The following is an 11,370-nucleotide window of genomic DNA, read 5'->3' on the forward strand; positions in this document are numbered from 1 at the left end:
AGCGATCTTCTGTTATAAAGAGGGTATTTTGACACACCCTCATTTCCATTTACACAAACTATTTTATAGTGCCTGAAGCGATGTCACACAGCCTTTATGCCTTTCTTTTATTTACCACTCACATATGCTTCCCGAATATTAAGAAGCACCTATTTGATAAACTGTTCCAGTTTAGGCAAGTCTTTTTTATCATGATGATAACCATACTGCAAACAAGATTCAACCCTGTCAAATGGTATGACGATATGATATTCTCCCGAAGCAAAGCAATCTATCTGATAAGGATGATAAGTCAAAACAATACCCTCCGGCAAGACAGCCAAATGAGGTAATGGAAAATTATCCAATGTAAATGCCTTATCCGTCGGATATCCCCATCCGGACCATTCGTCACACATGTAATCATGCTCAAGGAGAGCAAGCATATTCTCATCCACACCACTCAGATAAACCATGGGGCTGTGAAAAGAAAACACTGCTCGTGTAAAATCCTTCCAATCACTTTCTCTCCCCGATTTTTCATCATATTCTTGGTGGATACTCTTCAAAGCTTCATTCCTGAAAAGTCTGAGCTTAGATTTTTTAAGTGCATCTGATGCGGTCAGAATCTTTTTCAGTCTTTTGTCATAGGTAATATAGTACGATCTGGGCAGATCGTGTAAGCCTCCTTCATACAACGAAGAAGCATAATAATACGTCGTATAGTCTTTACAATCAACAACCTTTCTTACACTCACATCGCAATATATCCTGAAAGTATATGATTCTTCTTCCCCACCATAACTTCGGTACAATTGCTCCCAAAGCGTACCATATTGTTCTAAGGTCAACTTCATTTCCTGTAGTGTTGAACTATTTCCTTCAAAAACATCTATTGGACATCCGAACATAGAAAAAGCATCATCCTTTATTGCAGACGTCATCCATTTCCGAATAGCCTTGTCACTGTTCGTATCTCCCACAGGAATATCCAGACTTACATTTAATCCAAAAAACTCGTCTTCATTCTCTCTTTTGGATGTAGTACCATAGTGACCGATAAACCTATATATGGAAGGATCGGACACAGGAGCCGTGTTTTTGAAATGATATAACGTTTCTAGGCTTACGCTCAATTTTCTGACTCCCTTTACCAGAACGACTTCCCCTTCCTTATCAGACCTCTTACAGTAGGAATCATCTCGAAGAGCCACACATCTTCCGTCTGAGAAATAAATGGAATCCTGTTCCGTAAACACGGCTTTATCTTTACACATTCCCAAATAATACAGATAAGAAGCATTCCAAGGCAAAGTAAATGTTCCATTATTCCTAACATTATATATGGTTCTATCATCGATAAGAGCAAAATCCTGCGTATTCTCTATGGAAGATATTGATATTCCTTCTTGCAAGACATAATAATAACCGTTGCTTTCACGCTTAATAAGAAAACAAGATTCATAATCTTCCGGATAACAATATACAATTAAAAGACTATCACCTATTTTTTCCTGTACCTTGAAAGTGTCCTCATTTAAAATAATCATATCTTCCTTGCACCAGGTCCCACGAATACCAATTCCTTTTTTCAAGGACCCTTTACAAGAAAGAGTGCCTACCAACAGAATACCTAAAGTTATAAAACCAAACACTTTTTTCATCTCTTTCATATTTAAATTATTTCTTGTTTTACCGGTTCGTCAATATTCCGCACCGTTTCATTCACACCGCAGACAGCATCCCCTTTACTAACGTTTATTGCTTTTATAGAGCAACTTTATACCGAAAAACTATCTACACAATGTAATATTCCATCAAAATATTTCCTTTTATTCACAAAGCACACGACCTGCAATGCACCGTCTCATTCTTTTGATTACCTTTGCACCATCTTACAAAGCAAACCTATGAACAGACTTTATGAAGAACGTTTAGGTACCGACCGCATGCTGCCGCTCATCTTCCGTATGGCACTGCCAGCGGTCGCGGCTCAGTTCGTCAACCTTTTGTATAGTATTGTAGACCGTATTTACATCGGCCATATTCCGGAAATAGGTACTGAGGCACTGGCCGGAATCGGAGTAACCAGTTCCATCATCATCCTGATTTCCTCTTTCTCCGCCATCGTGGGCGGAGGTGGTGCCCCACTCGCTGCCATCGCTTTGGGACAAGGCGACCGCGAGCGTGCCGGAAGGATTCTGGGCAACGGTTTCATGCTCCTGCTGCTCTTTACTTGTGTCACCTCCATAACAACCTACTTGTTTATGGACCCGATCCTCTCCTTCGCCGGAGCATCGGAACATACCATCGGGTATGCCCGCGACTATCTGTCCATCTATCTGCTGGGAACACTCTTCGTGGAGCTGTCCGTCGGACTGAACACTTTTATCAACACACAGGGGCGACCGGCCATAGCCATGTGGTCCGTCATCATCGGAGCCGTCCTGAATATAGCCCTCGACCCGCTTTTTATCTTTACCTTCGATATGGGAGTGAAAGGAGCAGCCTGGGCCACCATCATTTCACAGGCCTGCAGTGCAGCGTGGGTGCTCCGTTTCCTGACCTCACAGAGCGCCTCCCTGCGTCTGGAAAGGCGGTACATGAAGTGGAAACGCGGCATCGTGCTTTCTATCCTTGGGTTAGGTGTCTCTCCTTTTATCATGGCCAGCACCGAAAGTCTGGTGGGCTTTGTGCTGAACAGCAGCCTCAAGGAGTTCGGCGACATCTATATCAGCGCACTGGCCATCATGCAGAGTGCCATGCTCTTTGTCAGTGTACCGCTCACCGGCTTTGCCCAGGGCTTTGTACCGGTGGCGAGCTATAACTACGGACACGGCAACCGCGAACGCCTGAAAGAATGCTTCCGCATCGTGGTCATCACCATGTTCTCTTTCAATCTGGTGCTGATCCTGTTCATGCTCTTCTTCCCGCATACCGTGGCAGCGGCCTTTACCAATGATGCCCGCCTCATCGGAACTGTGGAACGGGTACTGCCCATCTTCCTGTCGGGAATGAGCATCTTCGGCCTGCAACGCGCCTGCCAGAATATGTTTGTGGCCCTGGGAGCCGCCAAGATTTCAGTATTCATCGCTCTGCTCCGTAAAGTGATTCTGCTGATTCCGCTGGCACTGATTCTCCCCCACTTCTGGGGAATGAAAGGCGTGTTTGCAGCGGAATCCATATCCGATGCCACAGCCGCCATCTGCTGCACCCTGATCTTCGCCTTCCAGTTTCCGCGGATTCTGGCACGCATGAAGACAGCCGACTCATAAATCTTATGCTTCACATCAAACAAAAACATAATGAAACATACCTTACTGGAAAATCAGGGTATCCCCAAAGGATTACTCTACACTCTGGCAACCATAGCCGGTATCTCTGTGGCCAATCTTTATTATAACCAGCCGTTGCTGGACGTGATACGCATGGACCTGAAATGCTCGGAAATGGATACCAACCATATTGCCCTGCTCACACAAATCGGCTATGCTCTGGGACTGCTGTTCATCATCCCTCTGGGCGACCTGTATAGCCGCAAGCGGATCATCCTCACAAACTTCAGTCTGCTGGTGGCCTCGCTGCTCTGCATCGCCTCGGCACAGAGCATCCATATCATCCATCTGGCCTCGGTAGTTACCGGTGCCTGCTCCGTGATCCCGCAGATTTTCGTTCCGCTGGCCGCACAGTATTCCGAACCGAAGAACAAGGGCAAGAATGTAGGAATCATCATCTCCGGTCTGCTCACGGGTATTCTGGCCTCACGGGTCATCAGCGGATACATAGGCGAATGGCTGGGCTGGCGCATGATGTATTACATCGCTGCTGTCCTGATGGTCGTGTCGGCCATGGTCATTCTGTTGCTCCTTCCCAACACGGAGAGTAATTTCAAGGGAAAATACAGCCAGCTGATGCGTTCGCTCATCCAGCTGATACGCGACTACCCTGCCCTGCGCATCTATGCCGTGCGCTCAGGACTGGCTTTCGGCTCATTCATGGGTCTGTGGGCCACCCTGGCATTCAAAATGGCTCAGGCACCTTTCTATGCCGGAAGTGATGAGGTGGGTGCCTTGGGACTCTGTGGTGTGGCCGGTGCTCTGTCGGCTTCGATTGTAGGCCGTTTTGTGCAGCAGGTAGGCGTGCGGCGCTTCAATTATATCGGCACTCTGCTGCAACTGCTGGCCTGGGCTCTGTTCTACTGGGGTGGCAATGCCTATATCAATCTGATTCTGGGTATTCTGATTATTGACATCGGTATGCAGTGCATCCAGCTCAGCAACCAGACCACCATGTTCAACCTCTGTCCGAGTGCCTCGAACCGCATCAACACCATCTTCATGACCACTTATTTCCTGGGCGGATCACTCGGCACCTTTCTGGCCGGAGCCGCCTGGACCAACTGGGGCTGGAGCGGTGTGGCGCTGTCGGGCAGTCTGCTGGCCCTGGCTTCTGTGGGAGTGACCCGCTTTAGCAAATACTAAACTCATCCTGTCATACCTAAAAAACAAGGAGCTGCATCCATAACCTTCCGGTCGCGGACGCAGCTCCTTATCGTATATTTTCAGAAGTAGGGTTAGCTGTTTATTCGGCTTTCATTGGAGCCACATTCAGCAATGCCTGCAATTCCTGCATGCCTTCTTCGTTATTGCTCACTTCTACCGTTTCTCCCTGAGGAGTATATACCGTCAGCGTATTGGCCTTTTCATTCACACGGAACAGCTTGCGGGTCTCGCCGTTATAGATGCTGCTCCATTCGTTGGTCTGCGCATCAAAAGCCAGCTGCATGCTGTCCTTACGGGTTTCGTTCGTAATGGTATATCCGTTCTTGTCTGATTTCACGAGATAAACATCTCCATTGCTGCCCACCATGCGCTGGGTGGTGTTTGAAGCAATAAGCTGTGAGCCGGTCCAGAATTCGATGGTGTTGAAGACAAACCAGTCGGCGGCAAAACAGAAGCCGTAAACCGGGCTCAACAGGATTCCGATAAATCCGTTTACAAATTTATTTCCGGTAGCACCCTGATTCCAGGAGGCAAATTTGTTCAACAGGCCAAAAGATCCCATACAAGAGGTTGTTCCGGCACAAATTCCCAATGCCAGGCATGGGATCAAAAACAATTTCTTTTTCATAATCTTCGTTTTTAGTTTAGTTTTTATTACGCAAATTTCTTTTCCGGATATCTCCGCTTAAAGAAATGAACTTCAGCAGACATATCGTTCACAAAAATAAAAAGAAATATCTAAAATGCTAACTATTTCTTGCTTTTTTGCTACTTTTTAAATATTGACACGTACAAATAAAAAGAAAGTGCCCGGCGGCCCCTGTCCGGGATAGCCGCGAGCACTTTCCTTATTTCTGAAATAATGCGGTTTAGTAAATCACTTTCTGACCGTTCTGAATATAAATACCCTTTGCCGGACGTTTTACACGACGACCGATAAGATCGTAAATCTTGGCATCTTTCTTGTCGGCCTCAACCTGATCAATACCGACATGTACGCCCATATCCAGAGCCAGACCGTTAGGCGCAGTGATTCCGGTTCCGTCTACCCAGGCTGCGTTGCCGGTGAGATAGTCGGCGGTTACCGGCTGATAGTCGGCCTTATCCTCGGTTACGGACAACAGGAAGTAAGGCATACCTTCAGTGGCCTTATAAATCAGAGAACCCTGCAGTTCGTTGTTTTCCAATGGAGACACCTCGTCGTCTACAATCGGCAGCGTATAGGCCTTGGCTTCCTCACCTTTCAGCACCATACCGGTTTCAGCCGGTACCGTACCGTTGATCTCGGTCAGTGTCAGCACTTCACCGTTCACCTTTCCGCTGTAGGCCTTCAGGCCTTCCGGCATGTCTACGGCAACCGGCAGATAAGCGGATGCGAAATTGCCGTCGGCAGACTTTTTCGTGGTAACGTCAATGTCGCGGGCATGAATCATGTACCAGGCTGATGCGGTACCCTTGTCCTCACCGTTATAGAACATCAGACGTGCAGAACTGCCTGAATTTGCCAGACCGGAAATATGCAGACGCAGAGATTCGTTCGAAGCAACAGCCACCTTGAACTGCAAGTCACCATAGGGAACCAACTTCAGGGCCAAAGCCTCAGATTCATTCTCTGTAGCCTGAGCATAGGCATTATTGGCCACTCCGGTTTTGGAAATATACTTTCCGGTGTTCAGATTCAGCAGATAGAAAGTTCCTTCTGCTCCAGCCGGTACGGCACGCCACAAAGCATTGGCATGAGCATTATTGGCATCCACAGCAGAATAACCGCCGTTCTTGCACAAGTTGTGATCCGGATTGTTCACATCCATCTGCTCCAGATAACCGCCGGCACCGTTGCAGGCTGTATTTCCGGTAGAGATTTTACGCATGTAGTTACGCAAACGGTAGATTTTTCCGGTTTCCATCTCCAAGGTAGGAGTCTGGGCATAGGCATCTTCCATGGCTTTCAGATCCTCCAGATCAGGATCTTTCAGTGCTTCTTCGTAAATCGGAGTTACCGTGCTGATGTCATGGGCACCCACATAGTCGGCATTCTTCTGATATTTCTTGTAAAGTTCGGTAATCAGACCGCTGATGGAATTTCCCGGAACGGCAGTAAACTTATAGTTGCTGCCCGCGTCATTCAACGTAATTCCGGAATAAGTATTGATCACCCACTTCATGTTTGCTGCACTTCCGTTTCCGGTACCGCGGTCGTTCAGGATATCGCCGTTCGGTGCCTTGATGGCATAGCGTCCGATAGAACCGATAGAAATCAACTGGAACTCACCGGCCTCATCGGTGCCATACTGCATGTAAGGAGTCGTCACATCCGAACCGATATTACCGCCGTTCCAACCGGAACCGGTTTTTCCGTCCACATAATTCACCTTGCGGCCATCTACCGTGTACATGGTGAAATGGGTTTCATCAGATCCCGGCATAAAATAGAAATACTGCTGGGTAGCATCGTAGGCATTGGCAAACTGCTCCTGAGTGGCCTGAATGGCCTTATAGCCATTGTGCTCGCCAAGTGTCCAATAGAAATTGCTGTTACCGCTTTGACTGCCGCGGTTATCGGAAATCCGGTAATAATATTTCACATCCTCGGTACTGTACTTGAAAATACCGGGAGTAACAGGCACTGCCTCACCGATTTCTACCGGCGCTGGAGCCTCATCTGGCCAAGGAATCACTTCTCCTGTTTCCTTATAAGACGGACGCTGTGCATCGTAAGCCTTCAAAGAGTCGGTCAGTTCTTTAGAGAGTTCCTTCAGCAACTCCGGCTCGGTTTTTGCCAGATTGTTCCGCTCACCGATATCTTCCTTGATATTATACAAGCGTCTTTCCTGGCTCTCCCAGAAATAAATCATGCGGTAATCGCCCTTCAGGATAGCAGAATAGGCACCATAGCCCTCGGCCTTGTCCTGACTTTCACCCCACAGGTTCGGGAAGTGCCAGATGTTGGTACGGGTGCGTTCAATAGACGGGTCGCGCAGAATGTCGGCAAAACTCTTTCCGTCTACCTTCTGAACGGTCTCATAATCCTCTACTCCGGCCAGATCCAGAATTGTCGGGAAGAAGTCCTCGATCATAATGCGGCTCTGGTTTTCCGTACCCGGCTGAACCTTGTCATTGCCCGGCCAGTAGAGCATCATCGGCTCGTGCACACCGCCTTCGTAGGCAGAACCCTTACCGCCGCGTGCCGGCCAGTTCTGGTCGTAATTGGCACGTCCCTGACGCACGGAAACAGCCTGTCCGCCATTGTCAGCCATAAACAGAACCACGGTATTCTTGGCCACATCCGGATGATCTTCCAAATATTTCAGAATATCACCCAGACTCTTGTCCATACCTTCTACCAGGGCTGCATGATTGATTTCCTGATTGTTCAGATTTGCCTGAAGCTGCTCATCAAAATAATTGGTATAGTTTCCCGTATAACGGGTGTCGGCATCATAAGGAGTATGGATGGCATAATGCGACATATACAGATAGAACGGCCTGTTTTCGTTGATAGGCTTTTCTATCGCTTTCAATGCTTCGAGGGTCAATGCCTCGGTCAGGAAGGTGCCGGTGTTGTAATATTTCTCCAAACCAGACACATGGAAACTGCCCGAACCGTATTCATTCTCGGCCAGATAACTTCCCGGTCCTCCATTCGCGGCTCCGGCAATGTTTACATCAAAGCCGAAATTGGAAGGATCGGCACCGGTAGTCGTTTCAGAACCGAAATGAGCCTTTCCGCAATGGATGGTGTAATAACCGGCTTTCTGCAAAATCTCCGGGAATGCTGTAATCGGAGTTCCGTTGGCCAAATCGTGTGCGGTGGCCTTGGCAGCCGGCTGAATACCGTTAAAGTTCCAGCTTGGGAGCTGAATCACATTGCTGTTCGCATCGGTCTGCGTATTGTAATTCAACGTCCAGTTGGTCACACGGTGACGGGCTGCATTCATTCCCGACATCAGACTGCATCGAGTCGGCGAAGAAATGGCGCAAGCGTATGCCTGCATGAATTTTACTCCATTTTGGGCCATCTTCTCCATATTCGGAGTGTTATAACGACGGTTCAGCGGAGTTTCTTCCTTATAGAAAGGAACGGATGTCTCCTGCCATCCCATATCGTCTACCAAAAACAGAATGATGTTCGGATGCTCCTGTGAGGGGACCAGATTGGTGTTTCTTCCTGTGCCCAAACGCTACCAGGAAGAGCTGCTCCCGCGAGCAACATACTAAAAGGTAAAAAATGCTTCATGATATAGGGGTTTATATTATTGGTATTAGCTTCCAAATATACGTAAATTTCAGATATGGAAGCGCGCGTTCACTCTTTTTCAAAAAATGCTTATTCTTTTTTAACGTTACATTTTTAACTATTACCTGGAGTTTCGCTACCGGAAGAAGCATTGCTTCCTCCTGCCTTCACATCATCATTCTGAATGCTGCGCTCAGTCTTTTTCACCTGTGCCTTCAGGTCACCGAAACGCCAGCTCACACTGCAACCGAAATTCATGGCCGAGTATTTGCTCTTGCTCTGCAACCGGAATGTTTCGGTAAGCGTTTCGTGTGTCGTGGTCTGATACTTATTTAAGAAGTTATTGGCATACAGGGACACATTCAGGCGTTTTTCTTTCAGGAACGAACGGCTCAGGTTCAATCCGTAAAAGTAATAAGAGGCTCCTTCGCCCTGCAAGGTCTGTCTCGGGGTGCTGCCTCCTCCAAAGAGACTCAGGCGCAAGTCCCAGGGCAGGGTCTGCTGGGCATTCAGGAAGAGATTACCGGAAAAACCGCGGTTGTCCGCAGACAGCTGTGCACTATGCAACACGGAATGCACTCCGGACAGGTTTACCGACAGACGGGTCTTGCTTCCGGGATTCCAGTTGGCCCACAGCGACAAGGTGGTCTGGTGGGTCTTGCCCACATTGCCATAGGTCGTTTCCTGCACCCCTTCGTTCATAAACGAGTAGGACTCGATGCCATTGCCCACATAACGGTAGGACAGGCTGGCGTTCAGACTGAACTTGGCCGAAAAATAGCTGTAGGACAGACCGGTGATATGTGCCTTCTCGGTATCCAGATCGGGATTACCGTAACGCACGGACACCGGATTGCTGGTGTCGCGGAACGGGTTCAGATACCAGATGCCGGGACGGTTGATACGCATGTTGTAATTGAGGCGCAAGGTAGAGGTCTGCCCCAGCATATAAGACAGGTTCACGCTGGGCACCCAGTCGTTGAAACCGGCCTGAAAGTCGCGTTCGGGCTGCAAGGCATATTCCACATTCATAAAGGTGTGTTCATAACGCACTCCGGCGCGCAGTCCCATCTGTTTCCATTTGAGCTGATAGTCGGCATAAGCGGCCAGAATGTTCTGTCCCTGCTCATACTGTGAGGAGAGTTGCTCCTGCTCCACCATCACGCCCTGGTCGTCCTCCTGCAATGAATGACTGTCGCTGCTGTTCAGGCGGTAGATGTATTTCATACCGGCATCAAAAGAGTGCTTCTCGTTGACTGGAAGCACATAGTCCACCTGAGCGGTATGCTCGGATGTGTGCGCCTTGTTGTCGTACGACTGCCGCCGAAGGGCATAAGGCACATCGGTGATTTCTTCGTAACGGGTGTCCGTCTCATTTTCATTGGGCGAGGTGTTCATCTTGTAGGACAGGGTGAGATATTCTCCGGGCTTGCGGAAAGTGTGCTGATAATCCAGATTCACGCCCAGATTCATCCAGTCGTTCTGTGCGTCGTTGAGCATCCGGTAGCGGTAACGCTCCGTCTGGTCGGTCCGCCTCATCTGGGTCAGGGTATTTCCATCAGCAGAATAGCCTCCTTCGAAGAGGTTGGCCGAAAGGGTAATCAGATTCAGCGTGTCTATTTCGTAACTGGCTTCCAGGCTTCCGAATTGAAAAGAACTATTTGATTTGGAAGTTCCGTCCTGAAGCAGGTGACGGAATTCTTCCGAAGTAAAATCTTCGCGCTCACTGGTATTATATCCGGTGGGGGTATGGTGACGGCTATAGGAATAGTTACCACTCACGGTAAATTTTCCCATCTGGGCCGTGACATAGGCATTACCGCCCAGCCCCGTATTGCGTGCCTGGACTCCCAGCGTGGCATTATAGCCCTGCATCCGGGCATCGGTGGTCACAATATTCAGAATACCGCCCACCCCTTCGGCATCATATTTGGCTCCGGGGTCGGTAATCACTTCAATGCGTTTGATGGTACTGGCCGGCAGACTGCGCAACACTTCCTTGGGGTTGTTGCTCATCAGGGTATTCGGCTTGCCGTTTACATGTACCTTGAAGCTTCCCGAGCCGTTCACCTGAATGTTGTCTTCGCCGTCTACGGTCACCAAAGGCACCTTGCGGAGCATCTCCAGCGTGGTGTTGGTCTGTGCGTCGGGATCATCTTCCACATTATAGGTCAGACGGTCTATCTCGGCCTTGACCAGAAGTTTCTGGGCCACGACCTCGGTATTTTTCAACACCTCGGCGGTTTCTGAGGTATAAAGTGTCCCTAAATCAATCATTTTCTGCGAGGCGGTACAGGTAAACTCACGGACAAGCGTGCGCTTTCCCATCGAAGAGATGGAAATACGGTAGATCCCTTCCGCAGGAAGAGAGAGCTGGAACACTCCGTCCAGACCGGTCACGGCCATACGCACCACTTTTTCGGGAGCATCGGGGCGCACCACCCGGATGGTGGCATAGGGTTCTTTTTCCTGTAACAGGGAGTCAACAAGCACTCCTTTCACCTGAAAGGTGGTATCAGAATGCTGTTCGGGATTCTGAGCCTGAGCCGCAACGCTGCCCAACGCGCAGCAACATAGCCCAAGAATCATTCTTTTTCGTTTCATGGCTTTATCTAAAACCTGTTGGCGGAATTAAAAAACCGCCTGAAAATT

Annotated in this window: 6 protein-coding genes; 2 read left to right on the forward strand and 4 right to left on the reverse strand. The window is 48.7% G+C overall.

The features are described from left to right. Window positions 1-149: 149 nt before the first annotated feature. Complete coding sequence (locus DXA74_RS14740; protein WP_118528862.1) at window positions 150-1,652, reverse strand: RsiV family protein; 1,503 nt, start codon at window positions 1,650-1,652, stop codon at window positions 150-152. Between the two features lie 237 nt (window positions 1,653-1,889). Between DXA74_RS14740 and DXA74_RS14745 the strand changes: the two genes are divergently transcribed. Together DXA74_RS14745 and DXA74_RS14750 are read left to right on the forward strand one after the other, a co-directional pair. Beyond that, window positions 1,890-3,254 (forward strand): MATE family efflux transporter, encoded by a 1,365-nt coding sequence (locus DXA74_RS14745; protein ID WP_118528864.1) that lies wholly within the window; start codon window positions 1,890-1,892, stop codon window positions 3,252-3,254. Window positions 3,255-3,284: 30 nt separating this feature from the next. Further along, window positions 3,285-4,460, forward strand: a complete 1,176-nt coding sequence (locus tag DXA74_RS14750; protein WP_118528866.1) for an MFS transporter — start codon at window positions 3,285-3,287, stop codon at window positions 4,458-4,460. Between the two features lie 100 nt (window positions 4,461-4,560). Here the strand turns inward: DXA74_RS14750 and DXA74_RS14755 are convergent, their stop codons facing one another. From DXA74_RS14755 to DXA74_RS14765, 3 genes are all read right to left on the reverse strand, one after another. Continuing rightward, window positions 4,561-5,109: a DUF3332 domain-containing protein gene (locus tag DXA74_RS14755; RefSeq protein WP_118528868.1), complete on the reverse strand. Its 549-nt coding sequence runs from the start codon at window positions 5,107-5,109 to the stop codon at window positions 4,561-4,563. A gap of 241 nt (window positions 5,110-5,350) precedes the next feature. Then, entirely contained in the window at window positions 5,351-8,659 is a 3,309-nt protein-coding gene (locus DXA74_RS14760; RefSeq protein ID WP_233550576.1) for a sulfatase, read from the reverse strand. 173 nt (window positions 8,660-8,832) lie between these two features. Further along, complete coding sequence (locus tag DXA74_RS14765; RefSeq protein WP_233550577.1) at window positions 8,833-11,322, reverse strand: outer membrane beta-barrel family protein; 2,490 nt, start codon at window positions 11,320-11,322, stop codon at window positions 8,833-8,835. Between the last annotated feature and the right edge of the window lie 48 nt (window positions 11,323-11,370).

The organism is Bacteroides sp. OF04-15BH, from assembly GCF_003477995.1.
Classification (GTDB): domain Bacteria; phylum Bacteroidota; class Bacteroidia; order Bacteroidales; family Bacteroidaceae; genus Paraprevotella.

Bases quoted from the DNA above. Each gene is read 5' to 3' on its own strand.
- DXA74_RS14740 (WP_118528862.1), bottom strand. From the start codon at position 1,652: ATGAAAGAGATGAAAAAAGTGTTTGGTTTTATAACTTTAGGTATTCTG.
- DXA74_RS14745 (WP_118528864.1), top strand. From the start codon at position 1,890: ATGAACAGACTTTATGAAGAACGTTTAGGTACCGACCGCATGCTGCCG.
- DXA74_RS14750 (WP_118528866.1), top strand. From the start codon at position 3,285: ATGAAACATACCTTACTGGAAAATCAGGGTATCCCCAAAGGATTACTC.
- DXA74_RS14755 (WP_118528868.1), bottom strand. From the start codon at position 5,109: ATGAAAAAGAAATTGTTTTTGATCCCATGCCTGGCATTGGGAATTTGT.
- DXA74_RS14765 (WP_233550577.1), bottom strand. From the start codon at position 11,322: ATGAAACGAAAAAGAATGATTCTTGGGCTATGTTGCTGCGCGTTGGGC.